The organism is Streptosporangium sp. NPDC049046 (genome assembly GCF_040649155.1).
Taxonomy (GTDB): domain Bacteria; phylum Actinomycetota; class Actinomycetes; order Streptosporangiales; family Streptosporangiaceae; genus Streptosporangium.
On record NZ_JBEZEZ010000024.1, the window covers coordinates 83,264 to 105,851 of the forward strand.

Consider the following 22,588-nt stretch of genomic DNA (forward strand, 5'->3'; position numbering starts at 1 on the left):
GTGCGATCTTCCGGAGGCGTAATCACCCCTAATGCGGCACGGGCCTCCACACGCTCAGAGGTTGGGACGAGTGGACATGGGCTCTAGAAACCGCTCGATTCGGTTCAAGATTTTCTCGCTGCTGCTCCTGCCTCTGTTGTCGTTGAGCGCGCTGTGGGGCTTCGTGCTCAACCTCACCGTCGGTGACGGCCTCGCGCTGCTGAGGTCGAACACCGTGTACCAGACGGTGGGCGTCACCTCCACGGACCTGGGCCTGCAGCTCCAGGCCGAGCGGACGCTGGCGTCGGTGGCGATCAGCTCCCGGGTCCTCACGAGCGGGATGGGTGAGCAGCGCGCCCGCACCGACCAGGCGGTCGGCGCGTTCAAGGCGGCCGCGGCCGAGGATTCCGGCAACCCGGAACTGAACAACTCACTGAGCGAGCTGGTCCGCAGGCTCGAAAGGCTCCCCAGCATCCGCTCGGGCGTCGACAGCGGACAGCACACGCGGCTGGGCGCGCTGTCGAACTACAACCAGATCCTCGACTCGGTCTTCCTGGTGTACGACCAGATGGTCGCGCTGCCCGATCTCTCGATCTTCCAGCAGGCCTCGGCCATGCAGGGGATGGGCAACGCCTACGAGATGATCGCGAGGGAGAACGCGCTGATCAGCGGGGCGCTGATCGACAAGCGGCTGTCGGAGGAGGAGCGCAGGGCCTTCGGCGAGTACGTCGCCACCCGGCGCTTCCTGCACAACCGGGGCGCGGCCGCGCTGGATCCCGAGCTGGGCACGCAGTACCGCGACACCTTCGCCTCCGCCACCTTCGAGAAGTTCACCGACCTGGAGAAGGTCATCATCTCCTCGGCCGGCGACCGGCTTCCCCCGGAGGCGAGCGCGTGGAAGGCGACCACGAACGCGCTCACGACCTGGCTCGACAAGGTCAACCTCGCCGCCGCCGAAGCCCTGGCGGACCGGGCGCAGGGGGTCGCCACCGGTGTCCTGGCCCGGATCGTGATCGCCGGTGGCGTCGGCCTGATCGCGGTGGTCGCGTCGATCATCATCTCGGTCCGCTTCGGCCGCCGCCTCGCCGCCGAGCTGGCCGGGCTCCGTTCGGCCGCCCTGGATCTGGCGGAGGTACGGCTCCCCCACGTCGTGGACCGCCTGCGGCGCGGCGAGGAGGTCGACGTACGTGCCGAGGCGCCGCCGATCCAGGCGGGCGGCTCGACCGAGGTGCACGACGTGGCCCACGCGTTCGGCTCGGTGCAGCGCACCGCCGTGGAGGCCGCCGTCGGCCAGGCCAACCTGCGGCGCGGTGTCAGCCAGGTCTTCGTGAACCTGGCCAGGCGCAAGCAGAGCCTGCTGCACCGCCAGCTCACCCTGCTCGACAGCATGCAGCGCCGGGCGACCGACCCCGACAGCCTTCAGGACCTGTTCCGGCTGGACCACCTCACCACCCGCATGCGGCGGCACGCGGAGGGCCTGATCATCCTGTCCGGCGCCGCCCCCGGCCGGTCGTGGCGCAAGCCGGTACCGGTGATCGACGTACTGCGGGCCGCGATCGCCGAGGTCGAGGACTACACCCGGGTCAGCGTGACGCCGGTGCCCGACATCTCGCTCGACGGGGCCGCGGTCGCCGACATCACCCACCTGGTGGCCGAACTGATCGAGAACGCCACGATCTTCTCGCCGCCGCAGACCGCGGTGACCGTGCGCGGCGACGTCGTGGCCAACGGATTCGCCGTCGAGGTCGAGGACCGTGGCCTGGGCCTGAGCATCGCGGAGTACGAGGCGATCAACGAGCGGCTCGCCAACCCGCCGGAGTTCGACCTGGCGGACAGCGACAGGCTCGGCCTGTTCGTGGTGGGCCAGCTCGCCTCGCGGCACGGCATCCAGGTAATCCTGCGCGGCTCGCCGTTCGGCGGTACCACGGCCATCGTCCTCATCCCCCGCTCGGTGATCGCCCAGCAGGACCCGCCGCTCGCCCTCACCGCGGAGCGGACGTCCCCCGCCGAGCGCGGCACCGGGCGCCAGGCGGAGCCGTACGTCCCCGCCCAGCCGGGAGCGCTCGCACCTCCGGCCGGCGGCAACGGACTCCCGCGCAGGAACAGGCAGACCTCCCCGAGGCCGCCCCAGCCCGAGCAGCCCGCGGCCCCCTCTCTCAGCGTGGTGTCGGACCTGCCCGACCGCACACCGTCCCCACCCGCGGGCCCGGAGCCCGGATGGGAGACGGGCTGGGACACGGGATGGGACACAGCCTCACGCGAGACGCCTCCCACGGCGTCGCCCCGAGGGGCACCTCAGGAGCCCCGTGAGTCCCACGAGACGCCCCGGGAGGCCCCCGCCGGGGAAAAGGGCGGCAACGGCAGTCCGACGCGCCAGACGGCCGCACAGGCCCCCAAGGGGCCGGGCGGCCTGCCCCGCAGGATCCGGCAGGCGAACCTGGCGCCTCAGCTCCGCCAGGAGACGGAGTCCACCGGGCCCGCCGAACCCGAGCCGAGCGCGGAACCGAACGAGGAGCGTTCGCCGGAGGAGGCCCGCGCGTTGTTCTCCGCCTTCCAGGCGGGGTCTCGACGCGGTCGCGAGGAGCAGGACAATGACTTCGCGCACCATACGACAGGCGATAAGGGGGACAAGTGACCGGAAAATTGACCAACACCGGCGAGCTGAACTGGCTCCTCGACGACTTGACCACCAGGGTGGGTGCGGTGCGCCAGGCGGTGATCCTCTCCACCGACGGGCTCGCCGTCGGATTCTCGAAGGGGCTCCTGCGCGAGGACGCCGAGCATCTGTCCGCGGTCGCCGCCGGGTTCCAGAGCCTGGCGCGCGGGGCGGGACGTCACTTCGGCGGAGGCGATGTGCGCCAGACCATCGTGGAGATGGAGTCGGCGTTCCTGTTCGTCACCGCCGCCGGGCAGGGCACCTGCCTGGCCGTGCTGAGCAGTTCCGACGCCGACGTCGGTCACATCGCGTACGAGATGGCGATGCTGGTCAAGCGGGTCGGCCAGCACATCTCCACCAACCCACGCCAAGGTCTCTCATGAGGGGGGGAGCGGTCAGCCGCGTCTTCAGCGGACCGCTGGATCCCCGAGCCCGGTACCGGAGGCCTGGATGACCCACTGGATGGACGAGGACGCCGGGCCCATCGTCCGGCCGTACGCCCTCATCGGGGGTCGCACCCGTTCCTCCGGTGACAAGCTGGACCTGGTCGCGATGGTCACCTCGACCCGTGGCGCTCCTACCGGGGGGTTCGTCCCAAGCCCCGAACAGGAACGCATCCTCGCCATGGTCACCACTCCGACCTCGGTCGCCGACGTCGCCTCGGACCTCAACCTGCCGCTCGGCGTGGTGCGGGTCCTGCTCGGCGACCTGCAGGACCACAAGCTCATCTCGATCGGGCGCGCCTCCGCGAGCGAGCGCATTCTCAAGGAAGTGATCAATGGACTTCGGGCCCTCTGACGAACCCGTCGCCCTCAAGATACTCATCGCGGGTGGCTTCGGAGTTGGCAAGACCACGCTCGTGGGCGCCATCAGCGAGATCCGGCCGCTCCGCACCGAGGAGGTCCTCTCCGACCGCGGTATCGGCATCGACGACGTCGACGGCGTCGAGGGCAAGACCACCACCACGGTCGCGATGGACTTCGGCCGCATCACGATCAGGGAGGGGCTGGTCGTCTACCTGTTCGGCACCCCCGGCCAGGAGCGTTTCTGGTTCATGTGGGACGAGCTGTCCTACGGCGCGCTGGGTGCCGTGGTGCTCGCCGACACCCGGCGGCTGACCGACTGCTTCCCCTCGATCGACTACTTCGAACAGCGCGGCACGCCGTTCATCGTGGCCGTCAACTGCTTCGACGGCGCCGAGCGGCACGACGCGGAGGAGGTGCGCGTCGCCCTGGACCTCGACGTGGACGTGCCGGTGCTGCTCTGCGACGTGCGGCGCCGCGTCTCGGCGAAGACGGTGCTCGTGACGCTCGTGGAGCACTCGCTGAGGGTGCTGACGGCCAGCCAGAGCTGAGAAAGCCGGACGAGGTGCAACCCGGCCCCCGTGGCGGGGCCGGGCGCCGGCTCGGGCGCTCAGGGCCGGAGGGCGGAGGGCGTCACAGGGCGCGCAGGCCGCTGATCAGCTCCCTCAGGAGGTTCTCCGGGGGCATGGAGGCGGCGGGAAGCGGCGACCGTACCAGGATCAGGCCCTGGTCCAGCAGGTCGCCCAGGAGAACCCTGATCACGCCGATGGGCAGGCCCGCGTCCGAGGCGATCTCCACGATCGGGCGTGCCCGTTTGACCAGGTTGAGCAGCCGCCGGTGCTCGGAGCCCAGGTTCGCCCCCGAGGCGACCGGCGCTCCCGTCGCCACCGCCACCGCGAGCATGTCGAGCGAGGAGGACGACGCCCGGGTGCGTCCGCCGGTCATCGCGTAGGGGCGGACGACGGGACCCGCCTCCTCGTCGACCCACTCGACGTCGTCCTTCACAGGCCCCCCACCCGGGGGCTTGTGGCCAGATGTTGGCCGACGCGGGTGACCAGGCGGGCCATCTCGTAGGCGACCAGACCCACATCCGCGGCACCGGTGGTCAGGACCGAGAGACAGCTCCCCTGGCCCGCGGAGGTGACGAACAGGAACGCGGAGTCCATCTCCACCATCGTCTGGCGCACGCTGCCCCCGCCGAACTGCAGGCTGGTGCCCTTGGCGAGGCTCTGGAAGCCGGAGGCGACCGCGGACAGGTGCTCGGCGTCCTCCTTGCTCAACGCTCGGGACGAGGCCATCATCAACCCGTCGTTGGACAGGATCAGTGCGTGCGAGACATCCGCCACACTCGTGACGAAGTCATCCAGAAGCCAATGAAGCTCACCCGGCACGTGGTCAAACCCCTTCCCCTGCGATGGTCTCGCCTGCCGCCGGCCCCCACCGGCTCGGTAAATCCGTTCCCGCCGATCCGTTCCCACCGGCGTGACTCCGAAGCACCCGAACCGGCGCGACTTCGCTCACACCGGCGTGACTCCCAAGCATTCGAACCGGCGCGACTTCACTCACACCGGCGTCGCCCTGACGCGCCCGAGACCTCCGGGCGGGGCTCCGCGAACCCGATCCCGCGGCTCCGCTCCCGCGCTCCCGCCTCATCGATCGGCACCGCCGTCCTCGTCGTCGGCGCGTCCGCGCTGCCAGCCGGACTGCAGGGCGCTCATCAGCGCCCTCGCCTCCTCGGGCGACCGTTCCTCGACCTCCGAGCCGGACGCCGAGCCGGGCGCGCTCTCCGACGGGCGGGACTCCCGCACCTGGCGCGGCGGCATGTTCGCCTGCCGCACCCGGCGGGGCAGGCCGTCGGCACCGCGCCGCCCCGGCTGCCACAGGTCCGCGGGGATCGGGACCTCGCCGGAGTCACCGGTCCGGTCCACCCGCTCCACGACGATCTCCGAGCGCCGCTCCGCCGACTCGGGCCGGGCGCCGATGACGGTGAGAACCGGCGGCTCCTCGACGGGCTCGGGGTCGCCGAGCAGATTCTCGGGAATGAGGACGACCACCCCCGTGCCGCCGTACGGCGAGGCGCGCAGCGTCACCTCGACCCCGTACCTGGCGGCCAGCAGGCCGACCACCGCGAAGCCCAGCCGGTCGGTGTCGGCGGGGTCGAACTCCGGCGGGCTGGCCAGGCGCTCGTTGATCGCGGCGAGCTTCTCGTCGGTCAGCCCGAGTCCCCTGTCCTCGATCTCGACCGCGAAGCCTCGCGCGACGAGCTCGCCCCGTACCGAGACCGGGCTGGCCGGCGGGGAGAAGACGGTGGCGTTCTCCAGGATCTCGGCGAACAGGTGCATCATGTCCGCGGCGGCGTTGCCGATCAGGGTGGTGCCGCCCGTCGGGTAGATCAGCACCCGGGTGTAGTCCTCGACCTGGGCGGCCGCCCCGCGCAGCACGTCCTCCATCGGCACCGCCGAGCGCCACTTGCGGCCCGCCGCCCCGCCGGACAGGATCACCAGGCCCTCGGCGTGGCGGCGCATGCGGGTGGTGAGGTGGTCGAGCCTGAAGAGGTTGTCCAGCGCGATGGGATCCTCGGCCTGCTTCTGCATGCCGTCGAGCAGCTTGAGCTGGCGCTGCAGCAGCGACTGGCTCCGGCGGGCGAGGTTGCGGAACGCCTGCGAGACGCCCTCGCGCAGCCTGGCCTGCTCCACCGCGGCGTCCAGGGCGCTGCGCTGGACGCTGTTGAAGGCGGCGGCGACGTCGTGGACCTCCGTCGTGCTGCCCGACGGCTTCAGCGCGGGCGCCTCCGCCTCCACGTCCACCCTGTCGCCGCGGCGCAGCTTCTCCATCACCCTCGGGAGCCGCACCTGCGCCAGGTCGGCGGCGGCCCGCCGCACGTCGGCGAGCTCCCTGGTGATCCCGCTGCCGATCCGGTACGAGACCAGCACCGACGCGATGACCGCGATGAGGCCGAGCACCCCGACGACGCCGGCTCGGACGAAGACGCCGACGGCCACGGGCGTGGCCTGCTCGACCAGCAGGGGGACGGCCGCCGCGAGGGAGCGCCGGTAGGAGGCGTCCACCTCGTCCCCGACGGAGCGCCAGGCGGCGGACGACACCTCGGAGACGCCGGAGAGCAGGCGGTTCTCCAGGTCGGTGAAGCGGGCGTACGCCGAGGAGGCGATCAGCTCGGAGAAGGGGGCGCGCAGCTCGGGGGAGAGGTCGGGGAGCGCCTGTTCCATGAGGAAGGCCCGGTTTCCGGCGAGCTTGGCGAACAGCCTCGTCTCGCTCGCCGTCATCGGGGTTCCGAGCACGAGCGGGCCCGCGACGAGCGCCCGCTCGCGGTTGAGCACGTCCACGGCCTGGTTGATCATCGTGATGCCCCGCGACTGGCGGTAGAGCGGGAGGTCGTTGCTGAGGCTCAGGGTGTTGAAGAGCCGGCGCAGGGCGTCGGGCACCCGGCCGAACTCCTCGGTGAGGCCCACCGGGCCGATCCGCCCGGTGTCGATCCTGGCGCGGATCGCGTCGAGCCCGTCCACCTGGCGCATCAGCTCGGCGTGACGCGCCTTCATCTCGTCGGACATCGCCGTCTGCGCCACCCCGACTGTCGTCTGCCGGCGCAGGCGGTCACGGGCCTGGTCGGTGACGAGGCGCTGGCTCGCGAGGGTGTCGCGGTCCGCGGCGGAGCGGGTGGCCAGGTAGTCGGCCGACAGGAGGTGCTCACGCTGGACCGCCGCGCCGAGCTCTCCGGCGGGCTTGCCCACGGAGTCGTACAGCGTGCTGAGGGAGAGCAGGCTCATCGAGTCGCCGACCGTCACGGCCGCCGCGAAGCCCCACACCCCGACCAGTGAGACGAGGGGGATGACCAACAGCACCGAGACCTTGAACCGGATGGACCTGCTCGCTGCCATGTCACCTCAACGGCTTGCTCTCGGAGCGCCCGGGGAGACCGGGCAATCTCTAGATCGCCGACGACAATAGCACTGGCGGCTCCCCCTATTTGTAGCCTATTCGTGACATGTGATGAAAGAGTTTCCAGAAGTGAATGAGTCAGCCGAGGGCGGCGCGTGAGGCGTGAGCGGCGCCCCGCGCCCACGTCAGCCGCGCGAGCCGGACGGCGAGCACTCCGACCAGCGCGACCTCGGCGCCGAGCAGCGACCACTCGACGAGACCGACGAACATCCCCTGCCCGGGAAGCATCACGTAGACGAGCGCCAGCAGCCCGAAACCCCCGGCCAGCGTGAGCCACTCCACCGGCCTGGCCGTCGGCCGCCACCGCTCGTCCTCGGCGAACCGCGCCACCGTCAGGCCACCCGCCGCGGGCACCGCCGCCAGCACGGCGACCGACAGGTAGCGGTACGTCTGGGCGATCAGGTCCGTCCCCGTGGCGGGAAGCGCGGCGGGCAGCACCGCGAGGACGACGAGCCCCGCACCCCAGGCCAGCATCAGCCGCTCGGCCAAGGCGTCCACCGGCGCCCCCACGGCCCGCAGCCCGGCGACCACCGCGAAGGCCGCGATCCCCAGCGCCGCCATCGCGAGCCCGGCGGCTCCGGTGCGGTCCAGGGCGGCGTACTCACCGATCGTCAGATCGAGCGGGTTCGGGGAGAGGACCGGTTCGGTCAGTCCCGTGACGGCGGCCACGACGGCGACGACGATCGCGGCACATGCGATCAGGGGGTAGAGCCTCTTCGACGCGAGCATGCGCTAAGACTGTCCGCCAGAGGATGTTTCAGACATCCGGCGGCATCCCTGATCCGACCCTGAGGCGCCCCTGAGAGCCCTCGCCCCGAAACGGTCCCGGTACGCGGTTCGCCGCCTCCTGTTCGGAGGCGGCGAACCGTCCCGTGCGAACCGCGTCGGTGCGCCCGCATCCGGCCGCACTGTCGCGGATCCTCGCGGATCCTCGCGGATCCTCGCGGATCCTCGCGGTGTGAACCACGGCCGCGTGCCCCGTGTCCGGCTACGCGGCCGTGGATCCTCGCGGTACGCGGCGCGAACCGCGTACCCGTATCGGCTGCTCCACCGCGGATCCGCGCGGTGGGAGCAGTCACGGTCGTGTGGTGGGGGCCACGACCGTGTGGTCGCCGTGTCCGTGTCTCAGCCGAGGCCGCGGACCTCGGCGTAGCGTGCCCTGACCTCGGGCGCGGGATCGGCCTCGTAGTGCTCGACCTTGCCCGCCTCCCAGGCCGGCGGCTCGTCGCCGCCGAGCAGCCAGGCGGCCTGCCTCGCCGCACCGTCGGCGACGTACTCCCCCGGCTCGGGGACGACCACCGGCCGCCCGAAGACCGCGGGGGCGATCCGCCGTACGGCCTCGGACTTCGCGCCTCCGCCGATGAGCAGCACCCTGGCCGGGTCGAGCCCGAGGGCGTCGAAGGCGTCGGCGAGATGGCAGAGCATGCCCTCCACCGCCGCCCTGGCGAGGTGCGCCGGGGTGGAGGTGGCCAGCGTCAGCCCGTGCAGCGAGCCCGTGGCGGTGGGCAGGTTCGGGGTGCGCTCGCCCTCCAGGTAGGGGACGTGGACAAGTCCTCCGGCCCCCGAGGGCGCTTCGAGCGCCAGCCTGCCGAGCTCGTCCAGACCGACTCCGAGCACCCGCGCGGCGGCGTCGAGCACCCTGGCGGCGTTGAGCGTGGCCACCAGCGGGAGGAACCGCCCCGTGGCGTCGGCGAACCCGGCCACGGAACCGGTCGGGTCGGCGATCGGGCTCTCGGCGACCGCGAAGGCCGTCCCGGACGTCCCGATCGACACCACCACGTCCCCGGGCAGGGCGCCGACCCCGAGGGCCGCCGCCATGTTGTCGCCCGTACCCGGCGCGAGCCGCACCGCGTTCGCACCGGGGACACCGGCCGCGGGCCGTACCTCGCCCGCGGAGTCGCGGGGACCCAGCACCTCGGGCAGGCCCGGTAGGGTGCCGAAGGCCCCCTGGAGGAGGTCGGTCCGGTAGGCGCCGGTCGCGGGCGACCAGTAGCCGGTGCCCGACGCGTCACCTCTGTCGGTGACGAACTCCCCGCCCAGCCGCCAGGTGAGCCAGTCGTGCGGCAGGCACACCCTCGCCGTACGGTGGGCGGACTCCGGCTCGTGCTCGGCCAGCCAGCGGAGCTTGGTCACCGTGAACGACGCGACCGGCACGCTGCCGACCGCCTCGGCCCAGACCTCGGGGCCGCCCAGCTCCTTCACCAGGTCGGCGGCGGCTCCGGCGGAACGGGTGTCGTTCCACAGCAGCGCCTTCCTGACGACCTCGCCGGACTCGTCCAGGCAGACCATGCCGTGCTGCTGCGCGCCGATGCTCATCGCCTCGACGCCGTCCAGCCCGCCCGCCTGTGCCAGCGCCTCCTGGAGCGCCTGCCACCACGCCTCGGGGTCGACCTCGGTGCCCTCGGGGTGGGTCGCGCGTCCCTGGCGGACCAGGGCGCCCGTGCGGGCGTCCCTGATCACCACCTTGCAGCTCTGGGTCGACGAGTCGACCCCGGCCACCAGTGTCATCCGCGGACTCCGAGGAGGTAGTCCATCGCGAGCTGGTTGAGGCGCGTGAAGTGGAAGCCGCGCGCCGCCACCGCGTCGAGGTCGAACTCGTCGCGGTTCAGGTCGGCGATCGTCTCGCCGGGGGCGAGCGTCGGCTCGGAGAGCTCGGCGACCTTGCTCGCGGCGAGCGCCTCGGCGACCTCGGGGTCGGCGCGGAACGCCGCCACCTTCTCCTTCAGGATCAGGTACGTGCGCATGTTGGCCGCGGCGGAGACCCAGACGTCCTCGGAGTCCTCGGTGCGCAGCGGCTTGTAGTCGAAGTGCCTGGGGCCGTCGTAGCCGCCGTTCTCCAGCAGGTCGACCAGGAAGAAGGCGTTCTTCACGTCGCCGTGGCCGAAGATCAGGTCCTGGTCGTAGCGGGGACCGTGCTGGCCGTTCAGGTCGATGTGGAAGAGCTTGCCGTGCCAGAGCGCCTGCGCGATGCCGTGCGCGAAGTTGAGCCCGGCCATCTCCTCGTGGCCCACCTCGGGGTTGAGGCCGACGCGCTCGGAGTGCTCAAGCTCGTTGATGAACGCGAGGGCGTGGCCGATGGTCGGGAGCAGGATGTCGCCCCGGGGCTCGTTCGGCTTGGGCTCGATGGCGAACCTGATGTCGTAGCCCTGCTCGATCACGTACGAGGTGAGCAGGTCCATGCCCTCCTTGTAGCGGCTGAGCGCGGCCTTGATGTCCTTGGCGGCCCCGGACTCGGCGCCCTCGCGCCCGCCCCAGCAGACGTAGGTGGTCGCGCCGAGCTCGGCGGCGAGGTCGACGTTGCGGATGACCTTGCGCAGCGCGTAGCGGCGGACGTCGCGGTCGTTGCTGGTGAATCCGCCGTCCTTGAAGACGGGGTGGGTGAACAGGTTCGTGGTGGCCATCGGAACCTTGAGCCCGGTCTCGGCCAGCGCCTTCTTGAAGTTCGCGATGGCCCTGTCACGGTCGGGCTCGACGGCGAGGAGGTCGTCGTCGTGGAAGGTGACGCCGTACGCGCCGAGCTCGGCGAGCCGGTGGACGCTCTCCACCGGGTCCAACGGGGCCCTGGACGCGTCCCCGAAGGGGTCGCGGGCCTGCCAGCCGACGGTCCACAGCCCGAAAGTGAAGCGGTCTTCGGGCTTGGGGGTGTAGGCGCTCATCTGCGTTCCTCCGATTTAATCCACTTTATGGACTTAATATGGATCGAGGTGGTGGGATCGTCAAGAGGTGGATGCTCCATGACACAGGCTGTACGCCACAATTCGATGCGCGCCCGCAACCTGGGTGTGGTCCTCAGCGAGGTACGCAGGAGCGGTCCGATCAGCCGGGCCGCACTGGCCGAGATCACCGGGCTGACCAAGACCACGGTGTCGAAGATGGTCGGCGACCTGATCGAGGCGGGCATGGTCGCCGAGTCCGGCGCGCTCAGGGACGGCGAGCGGGGACGGCCCGGCACGGCCGTCGCGCTCAGCGGGCAGCGGGTCGCCGCGCTCGGCCTGGAGATCAACGTCGACTATCTGTCCGCCTGTGTGGTCGATCTCACCCTCGCGGTGCGGCTCAGATATACACAGGCTGTGGACAACCGCAGTGTCTCGCCTGTGGAAACCCTGTCCCACCTGGAACAACTTGCCCACAGGGCTGTGGACGAAGCTCGCGCGGAGGGCCTCACCATCGCCGGATCGACCCTCGCGGTCCCCGGCCCTGTGGAGGACGGGCTCGTCCACACGGCCCCCAACCTCGGCTGGCACGACGTCCGCGTCTCCGAACTGCTGAACTTCCCCGTCACGCTGGACAACGAGGCCAACCTCGCCGCCCTGGGCGAGCGCTGGTTCGGCTCCGTCCCCGGCGACTTCCTGCACGTGTCGGGGGAGATCGGCATCGGCGCGGGCCTGGTGGTCGGCGGGACCCTGTTCCGCGGCGCCAGCGGCCTCGCCGGGGAACTGGGCCACGTGGTCGTCTCCCCCGAAGGCCCCGCCTGCCGTTGCGGCGGCCGGGGATGCCTGGAGCAGTACGCCGGACAGGACGCGCTGCTGAGGGCCGCCGGACTCGCCGGGGTCCCCGACGGGGTGACCACCCTGCTGGGGCGCCTCCAAGCGGGCGAGCCCGCCTCGCTGGAGGCCTGCGAACGCGCCGGCCAGGCGCTCGGCGTCGCCCTCACCTCCGCGGTGCACCTGATGGACCCGGGGACCATCGTGCTGGGCGGGGTGTTCGCCCCCCTGTTCCCATGGATCCGAGGCACCACGCACGAGACGATGACCTCGCGACTGGGCGTGATGCGCCGCGCCGTCCCCGAGCTGACCGTCTCCCGCCTCGGCGGCGACGCCGCCACCCTGGGCGCCGCGGGCCAGGTCATCCACCGGGTCATCGCCGACCCCTGGATCCACCTCGCCACCCCCGCCCCCGACCTCGACTCCCGCGCACCTCGCGGTTGAGCACTTTTCCCCTTCCCCGCGTTTCCCTCGTCTCCCCTCGTTGAGAAAGACCATCCGCGCCCTGATGAGCCGCCTGGTCGTGTCCGACCCTGCGGGCGACCCCTGGTTGTGCGCCACCGCCCGCAGGAGGTGGGGAGCGCGACGGCACGGGAGGCTGGTCGCCGTGCCGCCGCGCCGTTCATGGAGCCGTGGTCGGCTCGGTCCGGTCACCTCGGGGCCGGGTACGCCACAGGTCGAGGTCTATCTGTTGCATCCGGTCCCACAGTTCGGCGGCGCTGGTGGCGTGGACCGTGCGGCACTGGGCCGGGTCGGTGCACTCCCAGGCTTCGAACCGGCGAAAGCGCAGGCTCCAGATGACGCACCAGGTGGGGGCGTGATCCTGTACTTGCCGGGCGGCGCGTGCGGCGTCGGCGTCAGCGCGGGACAACATGCTCTGCCGGGGTCGTGTCGGTGAGTAGTGGTAGTTCGCTCTCCAGGAGGCTGGCGGCGGGGCGGACGCGCAGGATCCGGTAGTGCGCGGCGAGGCGTTCGGCGGCTGTGGCCGGGTCTGAGGCGGCGCTGAGCAGGTGGTCGCCGAATCGGTCGAGTACGGGGCTGGTCCACCAGAATCTCTCGCCGTCGCTGTAGGCGAGCAGGCCGAGGAAGACGGAGACGATGGCGTTGCCGGAGCGCAGGTGGTGGATGTCGGCTGAGACGCCGTGCACCTCGTTGAGGATGGTGGCGAGGTCTTGGGCTCGTGCTACGGCCTGGGTGTGGGGTGGTGGCGCGGCGGCGGGGATGTGGGAAGGAGCCGCGCCGCCGCGCCTGCTCATGGGGTCGCGTGGGGTGGTGTTCATGCCGCGACCTGCTGTCGGCGCTCGTGACAACTGGGCTCGTGAGGGCTGGGTGCGGGGGCGTTTGGGAAGTAGCGGACTTGGCCGGAAGTGAGGGCGGGATTGGGCCAGGAGGTTTGGTGTTGGTGGTCGGGAGGGGCCGGCAGCAGGGTGAGCGGCGGCCGGGTGGGCGGTTGGCTCATGGTCGGGGGTGGAGTGCTGTGCTCGTGGGCGCGGGCCGCGATGCGGGCTCGGCGGCGGGCGAGGGGGTCGCGGGCGAGCGCGAGGCGGGTCGCGCGGTCCTGTCCGGACTCGACCGGCCGGGGTGCGGGACGCCGGGCGACACGGGCGTCGTCGCGGCGGGGTGGTGCGGCAGCGGGCCGCGCGGTTGGGCGAGGGGTGGGGTGTGGTGTCCGAATGGGCGGTGGCGCGGGCGCGGCGGGAACGTCCGGGATGGAGGCGGGTGAGGTGGAGTGGCGGGGCGCGGGCACCAGGGGGATGACCTCGGCGGGCGCCGTGGTGACGGGCCGCTCGACGAGAGGGAAGGGTCGCGTGCCGGTGCGGCGCGCCTCCAGACGCATCGCCATCAGCGCACCGGTCGGCTGCGCGTACTCGTGATCGCTGGGTCGGCCGGGGCAGCCGTGGGCGTAGGGGGCGTGTCCGCACTCGGCGCAGCCCATCGGCAGCGGCGGCACGTCGGCGAAGCAGCGGCAGTCGTTCGCCGCAGTCCGGTCGAGAACCGGAGCATTAAAGTTGTTCACGGGGCAGGACTCATTTCCTGATCAAGAAGCCCGTCCTGGCGTGCAGTGCCATGGGCGGGCTCCGCCTTTTCATGGGGGCTCCATGAAAACGCTCCGTGACCACTCAGCAACAGAGGATACTTCGGATGAGGGGGGGATATCCCCCCCTCATCCCCTGTGCCTTTGAGGTGCGCACATGAACGATCTTCCTGTGTGGGCCGTTCGATTGCGCGAAGAGCGGCAGTCGCGCGAATGGTCCTTGAAGGACATGGCTCGGCGGTTGATCGACGCCGCCGGCGGCCGTACCAGGGAACACCTGCCGACTCAAGAATCATTGACCCGCATGGTCCGCGCCTGGGAAGCCGGTAAGCATCGGCCGAACGAGCCCTATCCTGCGCTGCTCGCTCAGATCTTCGAGGTTCCCGAGAGGGAGTTGTTCGCAAATCCACCGAATGCCGATGAATTGGTGATGCCATCCGAGGGTATTTTCATCCGGAAGGCACCAGATGGAGACGACATGGAACGTCGAAGGCTTTTACAGATTGCCGCGGCCAGTGCCGGAATTGGGATATTTGGCGTCTCCGGTGAGCCGGTTCGCCAACTCCTCGAACTGTCCCTCGACCATGGTTTCCGAAGCGGCGAGGAGTGGGAGATATCCGCCGCCGACCACCTGCACGCGCTCCGCACCAGGCCGCCCGCACAGGTGGCGGCCGATCTCATCATCGACCTGCTCACGGTACGGCGGCAGATGGAGGTGTCATCTCCCGCCGAGGTGATCGAGCTGCAGCGGACCCTGGCCGTGCTGTCCAGCATTCACGCCAACGCGCTGACCCGACTGGGCGACCATGGAGCCGCTGTCCGTTGGTGGCGTACCGGACGGAGCGCGGCCGATGTCTCCGGGGACCGGGAGGTGCGTCTCCTGGTCCGCTCAGAGGAGGCCGGGCACGGGCTCTATGGGCAGCGCGCCCCGGAGACGGTCATGCGCCTCGTCGGCAACGCGGAGCAGGTCGCCGGCGGTCTCTCCGTCGACTTGCTGACCACCCGGGCGAAGGCCCTCTCGCTGCTCGGCAGACATGCCGAGGCGCGTGAGACGTTGGACGCCGTTGTCGAGCTGACGGAGAAGGGGGACCGCGGGGATTCGCTCGGCTTCTGGAAAGAGAACCAGATCTACTTCACACAGAGCTGGGTCTATGCCGGTGCGGGCGACGAGGCCAGGGCGGGCACAGCCCGGGAGAACGTGCTCAGGTTGACCTGCAATTACCAGTACCGGGCCAACATCGCTCTGCACGAGGCGCTCTGCACGGTCGTCCAGGGCGCGATCGACGAGGGGGTCCGCCGAGCAGCGACGGTGATAGATCCTCTCCCTGTCGCCTACTGCAGCAACCACATCATCGAGACCGGACGAATGCTGCTGCGCGCCATCCCGCTCGACCAGCAGGACCGCCCGGCCGTCGGCGAGTTCCGTGAAGTTCTGTCCACCAAGGTCGCAACATAGTCGCCGATGGACAACCACCGCTGCCGAGGACGCATTCGGCACGATCTGCGTAGGGGATCCCGATCCCGACTGGATCACCTACTTCGACGCGGCCGAGCTAGCCGGTGTCATTGGAGGCCGTTACCTGGAGCTGTCGCGCCATAGCGGTCAACATACGGCCGTTGCCGTGACCCACATCGGCCGGGCACTGGACCTTCGCAGGCGAACCAGCATGCGCAGTCTCGCCCTGAGGTTCCCCCCTTAGCCCAGACACCGGCGGTGTGTCATCAGTGTCCGGCGGCCGGTGAAATCCGGGCCAGGCCTCACCGGAGGTCAGGCCGACGGGGCAGCTCACACCGGCGCCACCGGCGTCGCAGTAGCCGTTCGGCACCTGAAACAGGTCTTGCCGGTGGTAGCGGTTCGCTTCAGGCAGCAAATCATTCTCACTGTCACCTCAGCCTCGACGACCCGCTAACCAGCTCGGAGGGCGGCGACCGACTCGACCAGACCTGCTTTCTCCAAAGCGTCGAGCACATCGTCCACGGCCTCCGGCGGGTTCACCCGCGAGTCCGCGATCTGCTGAATACAGGCCCAGATCACTCGTCCATCGAACTCGATCTGGTTCAGCACGAAGTCATCGGGAGACTTGGCCTCGATCTCCCAGGGCGCCAAGTGTTCCGAAGGAAAGTCCCTGAGATTTGACGTGACGATGACCTGTGCTCCTACTTTGATCGCCGCAGCAAGCACATGCCGGTCATCCGGGTCGGGTAGCTTCAGCCCTTCGACAAGGGGTTCGTACCCCTCGACCAGGCAGTCTCGGACTGCGGAGTTCATGAGCAGGCGAAGCTTGCCCAGCTTCTCCTCCGGAATGTCTGGACGATTGGCCGCAAGGTTGCGCTGCATTTCGTCGAGAATCCTGCTGGTCCACTTGGCCTGGAGCCGTCCTGTCATGGCCAGGCGGATGAGCAGGTCGCGAAGCGTGTTGCCATAAAGCACATTCGCGTCATAGACCACCACAAAGCTCATGCTCAGATGCCTAGCTCCTGGCCTAGCGCGGCAAGTTGATCGGCAGCCGTACGACGCCTGGCGTCATCGCGGCGCTTGTACTCCTGAAGGTCTTCGCATGTGACGCGCCTGTGCTTACCAACCAGGCGGAAGGGAATCTCCCCCTCCTCCAGTAGCTTGATCAGGTAGGGACGTGAGACATTCAGCATGTCCGCCGCCTGCTGTGTCGTCAGCTCGGCGTGAGAGGGGATGACTGTCACTCCCCGCCCTTCGGCCGCCTGGGCGAGAATGAAGGCGAGCAGACTTACGGCTTCCCGAGGCAAGATCAGCGGGTCCTCCGCACCATGTTCGCCGACGACACGGATGACCGGCTGCTCGTGAGATCGCATGAGGTAGTCCTTGATGCGGCGCACGGCACGGCCGGCCATCTCAGCATCGATGCTTCCGGGTTGCACTCGCTTGGCCTGCACATCTGTCATCGCCGTACCTCCTTCTCGCAGTATCCGCAACAAACGAAATAAACGCAAGCGACGCCTACAGCATACGGCTCGCGCTCAGAGTTGAGCGCGAGCCGTACAGCGAGAGCTGTGGAGCTACTCCTCGGTCGGAACCAGGCCCGTCTGGCAGGCCGCCCACCCCGACGGGTCACCTGGCTTGACGTTGGTGCCGCCGATGCCGCAGCGGCCACCAGGGTTCGGGAGGCTGTCGCGGTCCGGACAAGAGATCACCTGATCGGCTCCCCGCCCTCAGGCTTCAGGCGTCGGTGTCCTTCGGGTGCCGGGGGGAGGCGTAGACGATCCAGACGGTGCGAGTGGCGTCATCGATGACATAGCGGACACGCCCGCCACTGGTGACCTCGAACTCCCACTGCTCCAGGTCCTGGCCATTATGACGATGAGTCGCGAGGTCACCGCGTAGGCGATGTTGACGCTCGTGATCCGCACGTGAGCGCGGATCAGCGCGCAACGCCTCGAAACATCGGCGTGTGTTGCCCAGGGCGTGGCGGCACAGCTCCTCCCACCCCCTGACCGCGTCACCGGTACCGAACCGGATGTCCCATTCGTCATCCGGAGGCGGGACCGTGACCCGGTCACCCCGCTTTGGGCTCACGCTGAGACCTCTACCGCTCCATAGTCGCCGCTTGTGGCCTTGCGAGCCTGGGCGTAATGGGCGGGGTCGGCCTTGATTCGAGCGGTCGCCCGCCAGCCCGCGATGACTTCCTGCGTGGTGACATCGACATCGAGTTCGGCGGCGTCGGAGAGCGCCTCCACCAGTTCGAGGGTGAAGGCACGCAGTTCGGTGGAGGTGAGGTGGCGCACCCAGGGGAAGACTTCGGGCATGGCGATGACCAGTGTGCGGGCGGTCGGATCGTGCTTGATGAGCGCGAGGAACAGGCGGGATGCCGTAGCCAGGGTCTGCTCGCGCCGATCCTCACGATCAACGGCGGTCAGGTAGAAGTCTGGGGCGTCGCGGTGAGTGACGCGTACTCGTCCGAGGCGCGCGGCGCGTTCGGCGACGGCTCGGGGGTTTCTCGACAGGTCCGAGAAGGTGACGGCGTCGGCGTTACTGCTCACCCTCCCATCGTAAGTCAGAACACATTCTGAAGTCGGTGAACCGGAGAAGGAGCATCACACGATCGCCTGTCGGTAAGCAGACCGGACCGAGCCGCCAAACGCCCCTCGGCGCGAACAACAGCCATGAATCGTACGGCAGCCCCAAAGCATTCCCAGCTCGATGAAGGAGCAACGGCGAAGCCTCGCAGACGGACATGACTCACGACCAGGAAGTCAGAGGCGAGCCCCGCAAGCGGGCACAGCCCGCTCCCAGGAGCCAGGCGCGAGCTGTACCAGTGAAGTCGGCGTTACTCCTCGGTCGGGACCAGGTCTGTCTGGCAGGCGCCCCACTCGGATGGGTCACCTGGCTTGACGTTGGTGCCGCTTGGCGTGCAACGGCCGTTAAGTCCGGAGTTTGTCAGCTTGGGCGCTTACGCCGACGAGGCGGCTTGGCGAGATCACGGCAACGAGTCACCAGATCATCTATTTCCGGCAGGTTCGGATCCGCGCCGCCGTCGTCACAACAGGCGGGCTTGGTACGCTCACCCACCGGCGGCGCGTCCAGCCCGCACACCTCCCACAGCGAGGTATAGACGAGGTATAGACATCGTGCGTCCGGTTGCGCTCATCATGGGGTCCCAGCATTAGAACCCATGCGTGACCCGGCTCTTTGAAGGCGACCACGACGCGCATGGCGCCTCTCAGATGCTTGACGCACAGCCGACTCACCGGGAGTTCCCCCGTGAGCCGATATCCAAGGGCCGCGCAACCGCGCACTTCCAGATCACCGACAAAAGCGACAAATGACCTGAGATCTGCTCCGCGCAAGGTCTCAGCGTGCTTCTCCGCGAGAACCGAGAGATAGACCTCAGTCTTCACCGGCGGTCAGCTCCGAATTCTTGGAACTCCACTCTGCCCTGATCTCTCGCCACGGACGGCCCTCGCCCTGTTGCATCTGCCGAAGACCGTCGGTCAGCTGATCGTTCTCCAGAAGCTCCTGGTCCTGCAGGCGCTGCCAGACCGCCTCGACCAGATTCCGGGTGCGGCCGGCCTGGCGTAGATCCTGGACGAGCGTTGCCACGGTGTACAGACGCTCGGCTTCAAGCATCAGGCGGGGCCTTCCCCTGACCGGGACGAGTAGCCCTTCCTTGGCCCACGCGCGAACCGTCTTCTCGTCAACACCGAGAATCTTCGACGCGATCGTCGCCCGCACCGGCTCGGCGTGAGCGAGCAGATCCTGGACGACCTCCCGGACCGTGTCACGGGTGCCGGTCTCACGAGTGCTGGCGGCCACCTCGTCCAGCCGTTGTGCCTGCTCGAACAAGAGCAGCGCAGCCCGCTCCTCGATCTCTTTTCTGCGAGGAGCCTGCACTGTGGCACCCGTCTCACAATCACTCTGCGGCGGGAGCGTCCGATGCTTTCGCTTCTTAGCCGTTCCGGCTGAAGCCTTCCGAGGCCTGACATCGGTCACGAGGATGGTTCTCCTTCCCTCTTCAGGGTACTCCCTGTTTCAGGCCCAAAACCGGGAGTCAGGCTTTGATCTTTCGGCAAGACGGGTCACCTAGCTTGACGTTGGTGCCTACCAACGCGATGTAGCCGGTGGCATGGAGCGGTCAGCCGGGCACCAGGGTGAAGGCGGTGACATGCGCGGGCCGCACCACGGAGAAGTCCCTGGTGTCCAGGGTGAACACCTCGGCGATGCGAAGACGCTCGGCGACGGCGACCACCGAGGCGTCCGCCGATCCGAGAGGAAGGTCTGAATAGCGCTCCACCAGGTCGGCGATACGGTTGAGGTCATCGTCTGTGAGATCGACCAGGGCGAAGATTCCGGATCTCAGCGAGCGTAGGAATCCGGCCTCCACCTTGGCTCCGCCGATCTTGCCGAGCATGTAGGAGACCTCACCTGCCACGAAAGCCGGAACGAGGAGTTCGCGTCGTTCTCTGCGGAACTGGTTGAACACCTCTACACAGACATCGTGCCTGCGGTCATTTCGGATGGCAGCGGCGACGATGGGGCCGGTGTCAACAACGATCACACTTCGTGACCATACCCCTGGCGCAGGAGATCCTCAGTGCGTTCGGCGATGTCGTCCCGCTCGGTGGTCACCGATCCGAACCAGGAAGGAGGCCACTCCTGACCCGGCTCACCCTCACCGGAGTGGACGAGACGCAGGGTATGCGCGCGCACCTCATGGAGCTGGTCCGGCGTCAGTCGATCGACCAGCCGATGCATGTCCTCGTACTCTTCAGGAGCAGCGGTCATAGCCGGAGTCTACGCCAACCCTGCCGGAAAGCACCGATCTACCAGCACACTTGCCCCGAAGCGATGCGTTCAGGTCCTGTCGCCTGAAGCGATCGGCTTCGTCGGCTCTCCGGATCGACGAAGGGACAACAGCGAGCCCGCGCTCGGAAACCGGGCGCGAGCCGTGCCGGTGAAGTCGGCGCTACTCCTCGGTCGGGGCCAGGCCCGTCCGGCAGGCGGCCCATTCGGACGGGTCACCTAGCTTGACGTTGGTGCCGCCGATGCCGCAGTAGCTGTCCGGGTTCTTGTACAGATGGGGAACCTCAAAGCTAGGGGGATCATCCCATCGCGGATGGACGGTCAGGAAGCCTGGCGCGCCTGGTGGGCGGGCAGCTCGAACCAGACGGCCTTTCCGTACTTTCTCGTGCGCGTGCGGCCGGTGCCCCAGGACCGGGACAGGGTGTCGACGAGGAACAGCCCGCGACCGTTCTCACCCTCGTCGGATTCCTCGCGCACCTGGGGGAGGGATGGATCTTCGTCCTCGACCTCGCAGCGCAGCGTGCCCTCCCGGCAGGAGAGGGTGACGACCGGTGCTCCCCGCCCGTGGAGCACGGCGTTGGTGACCAGCTCGCTGACGAGCAGTTCCGCGATGTCGCTCTCCCCCGTGCATCCCCAGTCGTCGAGCTGGGTTCGGACGAGACGCCGCGCCAGGGGCGTCGAGGAGATGGCGGGCGACAGCGTCCAGGAGACCCGCCGGACGCGCGCCGCGCGGGCGGCTCGGATCACCGGCTCGCCGAGCCCGCGCAGGAGGCGCCGCCATCCCGGCGGACGGACGTTTCCCGGTCGGGCCGGAGAGACCGGCCGGCCGGGTGCCGTCTGCTTGGTCGCGGAGCCCTGGCGCATGAGCTCAGGCCGCCTGGGCATAGGAACCCCGGTGAGCCGGGATGCTGCGTCCGTCGGGCAGAAGCTCGCCGTTGTCCTCGAACAGCACCACACCGTTGCAGAGGAGTCCCCACCCCTGCTCGGGGTGGAAGGCCACCAGGCGGGCCGCGTCGTGGTCAGGAGCGTTCGCGGATGGGCACTGAGGCTGGTGCTGACACATGGCCGTTACCTCGATCCTTGACTCTCGCGGGAGAGTCTTCGGGAGCCACCGCTTCCGGATTGACGTTCATCGTCGGCTTTTCCGGTCCGGTGAGCTGCTTTCACCCCCTACGATGCCGCGCCCGCCGCCCGCTGTCTGCGCTGGCAGCACCCGTTCCCGCCCCATGCCAACGACCCCCCTGGCATACCTGCTAACCGCAATGCCCAAGCAAAGCCCCGCCCCTACCGGCGTATTCGGCTACGAGGGGTCCTGGGCGGGGAGGATCGCGGTGCAGATCTCTCGTAGTTGGCGGAGCTGGTCGGGGGTCAGGCGGTCGAAGAGGGTCTGTCGTACGACCTCGACGTGCCCCGGGGCGGCGGCGGTGAGGGCGGCGAAGCCCTCGTCGGTGAGGATCGCCCAGCTCACGCGCTTGTCGGCGGCGCACGGCTCGCGTCGCACCCAGCCGCGTTCCTCCAGCCGTTTCACCGCGTGGGACAGGCGGCTCTGGGAGGAGTTGACCTCCGCCGCCAGCTCGCTCATCCGCATCATGCGCTCGGGTGCCTCGGAGAGCTTCACCAGCACGGCGTAGTAGGCGTGTGGCATGCCCGAGTCTCGCTGCAGCTGCCGGTCCAGCTCCTCCAGGACGAGCTGCGAGGCGGCCATGTAGGCGCGCCAGGTGCGCTGCTCGTCGTCGTCCAGCCATCGCGTCACGGGGCCATCTTACTTGAGCTCTCAATGAAACGGAGGTAATGTACTTGAGAGTTCAAGTTTTTGGGAGGAACCATGCCGGTCCAGCGACTCAACCACGCCGTTCTCTTCGTCCGCGACGTGGAGCGCAGCGTCGCCTTCTACCAGGAGGCGCTCGGCTTCAGGACGGTCATGGGCATGCCGGGCGCCGCGTTCCTTCAGGCCTCGGGATCCAGCAACGACCACGACCTCGGCCTCTTCGAGGTCGGCGCGCAGGCGGGCCCCACGGGGGCCGGGCGATCGACGGTCGGCCTCTATCACCTCGCCTGGGAGGTCGACACCCTCGCCGAACTGGAGCGGATCGCCCTCAAACTCGGCGAGCTCAACGCCCTCGTCGGCGCCTCCGACCACTCCACCACCAAGGCCCTGTACGCCAAGGACCCCGACGGGCTGGAGTTCGAGGTCTCCTGGCTCGTTCCCGCCGAGCTTCTCACCGAGGAGACGCTGAACGGGCGCTCCCGTATCAAGCCCCTCGACATCGCGAGGGAGAAGGAGCGGTACGGCGCCGAGACGCGTGGCGGCCTCGGGGTCTCGATCCCCGCCTGAGCACTCCTGGTGGCGCGGGGAAGAGAAGGGTGATCCGGTGAAGGCCTCCCCAGCCCTTCACCGGA

At 69.2% G+C, this 22,588-nt stretch carries 26 protein-coding genes; 7 read left to right on the forward strand and 19 right to left on the reverse strand.

The features are described from left to right. The first annotated feature begins 76 nt into the window (after positions 1-76). The 4 genes from AB0B96_RS29695 to AB0B96_RS29710 all read left to right on the forward strand — a co-directional run bounded on the left by AB0B96_RS29695 (position 77) and on the right by AB0B96_RS29710 (position 3,989). A complete protein-coding gene (locus AB0B96_RS29695; RefSeq protein ID WP_362903892.1) occupies positions 77-2,614 on the forward strand; it encodes a nitrate- and nitrite sensing domain-containing protein in 2,538 nt (845 codons plus the stop codon). Then, positions 2,611-3,018, forward strand: coding sequence for a roadblock/LC7 domain-containing protein (locus tag AB0B96_RS29700; protein WP_344914882.1), 408 nt, complete (start codon positions 2,611-2,613; stop codon positions 3,016-3,018). The genes AB0B96_RS29695 and AB0B96_RS29700 overlap by 4 nt, the downstream gene beginning before the upstream one ends. Before the next feature lie 67 nt (positions 3,019-3,085). Beyond that, positions 3,086-3,433, forward strand: a complete 348-nt coding sequence (locus AB0B96_RS29705) for a DUF742 domain-containing protein (protein WP_350942372.1) — start codon at positions 3,086-3,088, stop codon at positions 3,431-3,433. Further along, a complete protein-coding gene (locus AB0B96_RS29710; protein WP_350942370.1) occupies positions 3,414-3,989 on the forward strand; it encodes an ATP/GTP-binding protein in 576 nt (191 codons plus the stop codon). The genes AB0B96_RS29705 and AB0B96_RS29710 overlap by 20 nt, the downstream gene beginning before the upstream one ends. Positions 3,990-4,071: 82 nt before the next feature. On the opposite strand, the gene AB0B96_RS29715 is transcribed toward AB0B96_RS29710, so the two are convergent. The 6 genes from AB0B96_RS29715 to xylA all read right to left on the reverse strand — a co-directional run bounded on the left by AB0B96_RS29715 (position 4,072) and on the right by xylA (position 11,051). Continuing rightward, on the reverse strand, positions 4,072-4,443 hold the full coding sequence (locus AB0B96_RS29715) for a DUF742 domain-containing protein (protein ID WP_362518451.1): 372 nt from the start codon (positions 4,441-4,443) through the stop codon (positions 4,072-4,074). Then, complete coding sequence (locus AB0B96_RS29720) at positions 4,440-4,829, reverse strand: roadblock/LC7 domain-containing protein (RefSeq protein WP_350942366.1); 390 nt, start codon at positions 4,827-4,829, stop codon at positions 4,440-4,442. The genes AB0B96_RS29715 and AB0B96_RS29720 overlap by 4 nt, the downstream gene beginning before the upstream one ends. Positions 4,830-5,087: 258 nt before the next feature. Then, on the reverse strand, positions 5,088-7,334 hold the full coding sequence (locus tag AB0B96_RS29725) for an ATP-binding protein (protein WP_362903895.1): 2,247 nt from the start codon (positions 7,332-7,334) through the stop codon (positions 5,088-5,090). A gap of 139 nt (positions 7,335-7,473) precedes the next feature. Continuing rightward, positions 7,474-8,124 carry a DUF998 domain-containing protein gene (locus AB0B96_RS29730; RefSeq protein WP_362903897.1) on the reverse strand — a complete coding sequence of 217 codons (651 nt, stop codon included), beginning with the start codon at positions 8,122-8,124 and terminating at the stop codon, positions 7,474-7,476. 396 nt (positions 8,125-8,520) lie between these two features. Next, positions 8,521-9,903 carry a xylulokinase gene (gene xylB, locus AB0B96_RS29735; protein ID WP_362903899.1) on the reverse strand — a complete coding sequence of 461 codons (1,383 nt, stop codon included), beginning with the start codon at positions 9,901-9,903 and terminating at the stop codon, positions 8,521-8,523. Beyond that, positions 9,900-11,051, reverse strand: coding sequence for a xylose isomerase (gene xylA / locus AB0B96_RS29740; protein ID WP_362903901.1), 1,152 nt, complete (start codon positions 11,049-11,051; stop codon positions 9,900-9,902). The genes xylB and xylA overlap by 4 nt, the downstream gene beginning before the upstream one ends. Before the next feature lie 78 nt (positions 11,052-11,129). Here xylA and AB0B96_RS29745 point away from each other — a divergent pair, with 78 nt between their 5' ends. Continuing rightward, complete coding sequence (locus tag AB0B96_RS29745) at positions 11,130-12,323, forward strand: ROK family transcriptional regulator (RefSeq protein WP_350942355.1); 1,194 nt, start codon at positions 11,130-11,132, stop codon at positions 12,321-12,323. A 178-nt stretch (positions 12,324-12,501) separates the two neighbouring features. Here the strand turns inward: AB0B96_RS29745 and AB0B96_RS29750 are convergent, their stop codons facing one another. Genes AB0B96_RS29750 through AB0B96_RS29760 form a run of 3 tightly spaced genes read right to left on the reverse strand, consistent with a single transcriptional unit; the run spans position 12,502 to position 13,896 of the window. Further along, entirely contained in the window at positions 12,502-12,753 is a 252-nt protein-coding gene (locus AB0B96_RS29750; protein ID WP_350942354.1) for a hypothetical protein, read from the reverse strand. Then, positions 12,737-13,159: a hypothetical protein gene (locus tag AB0B96_RS29755; RefSeq protein WP_362903903.1), complete on the reverse strand. Its 423-nt coding sequence runs from the start codon at positions 13,157-13,159 to the stop codon at positions 12,737-12,739. The genes AB0B96_RS29750 and AB0B96_RS29755 overlap by 17 nt, the downstream gene beginning before the upstream one ends. Beyond that, positions 13,156-13,896, reverse strand: a complete 741-nt coding sequence (locus tag AB0B96_RS29760) for a hypothetical protein (RefSeq protein WP_362903905.1) — start codon at positions 13,894-13,896, stop codon at positions 13,156-13,158. The genes AB0B96_RS29755 and AB0B96_RS29760 overlap by 4 nt, the downstream gene beginning before the upstream one ends. 175 nt (positions 13,897-14,071) lie before the next feature. Between AB0B96_RS29760 and AB0B96_RS29765 the strand changes: the two genes are divergently transcribed. After that, on the forward strand, positions 14,072-15,370 hold the full coding sequence (locus AB0B96_RS29765) for a helix-turn-helix transcriptional regulator (protein ID WP_362903907.1): 1,299 nt from the start codon (positions 14,072-14,074) through the stop codon (positions 15,368-15,370). A 450-nt stretch (positions 15,371-15,820) separates the two neighbouring features. Here the strand turns inward: AB0B96_RS29765 and AB0B96_RS29770 are convergent, their stop codons facing one another. The 10 genes from AB0B96_RS29770 to AB0B96_RS29815 form a co-directional block, all read right to left on the reverse strand. Beyond that, a complete protein-coding gene (locus AB0B96_RS29770) occupies positions 15,821-16,375 on the reverse strand; it encodes a PIN domain-containing protein (RefSeq protein WP_362903909.1) in 555 nt (184 codons plus the stop codon). Between the two features lie 2 nt (positions 16,376-16,377). Next, the gene (locus AB0B96_RS29775; protein WP_362519972.1) at positions 16,378-16,833 is read right to left on the reverse strand and encodes an excisionase family DNA-binding protein; all 456 of its coding nucleotides are present in this window, start codon (positions 16,831-16,833) and stop codon (positions 16,378-16,380) included. Positions 16,834-17,107: 274 nt separating this feature from the next. Beyond that, on the reverse strand, positions 17,108-17,464 hold the full coding sequence (locus tag AB0B96_RS29780; RefSeq protein WP_362903911.1) for a hypothetical protein: 357 nt from the start codon (positions 17,462-17,464) through the stop codon (positions 17,108-17,110). Continuing rightward, complete coding sequence (locus AB0B96_RS29785; RefSeq protein WP_350942330.1) at positions 17,461-17,928, reverse strand: hypothetical protein; 468 nt, start codon at positions 17,926-17,928, stop codon at positions 17,461-17,463. The genes AB0B96_RS29780 and AB0B96_RS29785 overlap by 4 nt, the downstream gene beginning before the upstream one ends. A gap of 847 nt (positions 17,929-18,775) precedes the next feature. Then, positions 18,776-19,378: a MerR family transcriptional regulator gene (locus AB0B96_RS29790; protein ID WP_362903913.1), complete on the reverse strand. Its 603-nt coding sequence runs from the start codon at positions 19,376-19,378 to the stop codon at positions 18,776-18,778. A gap of 142 nt (positions 19,379-19,520) precedes the next feature. Beyond that, positions 19,521-19,943: a PIN domain-containing protein gene (locus tag AB0B96_RS29795; protein WP_362903915.1), complete on the reverse strand. Its 423-nt coding sequence runs from the start codon at positions 19,941-19,943 to the stop codon at positions 19,521-19,523. Further along, positions 19,940-20,170 carry a hypothetical protein gene (locus AB0B96_RS29800; RefSeq protein WP_362903917.1) on the reverse strand — a complete coding sequence of 77 codons (231 nt, stop codon included), beginning with the start codon at positions 20,168-20,170 and terminating at the stop codon, positions 19,940-19,942. Before AB0B96_RS29800 ends, AB0B96_RS29795 begins: the two co-directional genes overlap by 4 nt. A 339-nt stretch (positions 20,171-20,509) precedes the next feature. After that, positions 20,510-21,073, reverse strand: a complete 564-nt coding sequence (locus tag AB0B96_RS29805; protein ID WP_362903919.1) for an ATP-binding protein — start codon at positions 21,071-21,073, stop codon at positions 20,510-20,512. After that, positions 21,057-21,251: a DUF5999 family protein gene (locus AB0B96_RS29810; RefSeq protein WP_350942327.1), complete on the reverse strand. Its 195-nt coding sequence runs from the start codon at positions 21,249-21,251 to the stop codon at positions 21,057-21,059. Before AB0B96_RS29810 ends, AB0B96_RS29805 begins: the two co-directional genes overlap by 17 nt. A gap of 237 nt (positions 21,252-21,488) precedes the next feature. Then, the gene (locus AB0B96_RS29815) at positions 21,489-21,941 is read right to left on the reverse strand and encodes a MarR family transcriptional regulator (RefSeq protein ID WP_350942326.1); all 453 of its coding nucleotides are present in this window, start codon (positions 21,939-21,941) and stop codon (positions 21,489-21,491) included. A gap of 72 nt (positions 21,942-22,013) precedes the next feature. Here AB0B96_RS29815 and AB0B96_RS29820 point away from each other — a divergent pair, with 72 nt between their 5' ends. Then, the gene (locus AB0B96_RS29820; RefSeq protein WP_362903922.1) at positions 22,014-22,523 is read left to right on the forward strand and encodes a VOC family protein; all 510 of its coding nucleotides are present in this window, start codon (positions 22,014-22,016) and stop codon (positions 22,521-22,523) included. Positions 22,524-22,588: the final 65 nt, after the last annotated feature.

What these genes read in the sequence shown, in the direction of transcription:
- AB0B96_RS29695 (WP_362903892.1), top strand. Translation starts at nt 77, where the DNA reads ATGGGCTCTAGAAACCGCTCGATTCGGTTCAAGATTTTCTCGCTGCTG.
- AB0B96_RS29705 (WP_350942372.1), top strand. Translation starts at nt 3,086, where the DNA reads ATGACCCACTGGATGGACGAGGACGCCGGGCCCATCGTCCGGCCGTAC.
- AB0B96_RS29710 (WP_350942370.1), top strand. Translation starts at nt 3,414, where the DNA reads ATGGACTTCGGGCCCTCTGACGAACCCGTCGCCCTCAAGATACTCATC.
- AB0B96_RS29725 (WP_362903895.1), bottom strand. Translation starts at nt 7,334, where the DNA reads ATGGCAGCGAGCAGGTCCATCCGGTTCAAGGTCTCGGTGCTGTTGGTC.
- AB0B96_RS29730 (WP_362903897.1), bottom strand. Translation starts at nt 8,124, where the DNA reads ATGCTCGCGTCGAAGAGGCTCTACCCCCTGATCGCATGTGCCGCGATC.
- xylB (WP_362903899.1), bottom strand. Translation starts at nt 9,903, where the DNA reads ATGACACTGGTGGCCGGGGTCGACTCGTCGACCCAGAGCTGCAAGGTG.
- xylA (WP_362903901.1), bottom strand. Translation starts at nt 11,051, where the DNA reads ATGAGCGCCTACACCCCCAAGCCCGAAGACCGCTTCACTTTCGGGCTG.
- AB0B96_RS29745 (WP_350942355.1), top strand. Translation starts at nt 11,130, where the DNA reads ATGACACAGGCTGTACGCCACAATTCGATGCGCGCCCGCAACCTGGGT.
- AB0B96_RS29750 (WP_350942354.1), bottom strand. Translation starts at nt 12,753, where the DNA reads ATGTTGTCCCGCGCTGACGCCGACGCCGCACGCGCCGCCCGGCAAGTA.
- AB0B96_RS29755 (WP_362903903.1), bottom strand. Translation starts at nt 13,159, where the DNA reads ATGAACACCACCCCACGCGACCCCATGAGCAGGCGCGGCGGCGCGGCT.
- AB0B96_RS29765 (WP_362903907.1), top strand. Translation starts at nt 14,072, where the DNA reads ATGAACGATCTTCCTGTGTGGGCCGTTCGATTGCGCGAAGAGCGGCAG.
- AB0B96_RS29770 (WP_362903909.1), bottom strand. Translation starts at nt 16,375, where the DNA reads ATGAGCTTTGTGGTGGTCTATGACGCGAATGTGCTTTATGGCAACACG.
- AB0B96_RS29775 (WP_362519972.1), bottom strand. Translation starts at nt 16,833, where the DNA reads ATGACAGATGTGCAGGCCAAGCGAGTGCAACCCGGAAGCATCGATGCT.
- AB0B96_RS29800 (WP_362903917.1), bottom strand. Translation starts at nt 20,170, where the DNA reads ATGACCGCTGCTCCTGAAGAGTACGAGGACATGCATCGGCTGGTCGAT.
- AB0B96_RS29805 (WP_362903919.1), bottom strand. Translation starts at nt 21,073, where the DNA reads ATGCCCAGGCGGCCTGAGCTCATGCGCCAGGGCTCCGCGACCAAGCAG.
- AB0B96_RS29810 (WP_350942327.1), bottom strand. Translation starts at nt 21,251, where the DNA reads ATGTGTCAGCACCAGCCTCAGTGCCCATCCGCGAACGCTCCTGACCAC.
- AB0B96_RS29820 (WP_362903922.1), top strand. Translation starts at nt 22,014, where the DNA reads ATGCCGGTCCAGCGACTCAACCACGCCGTTCTCTTCGTCCGCGACGTG.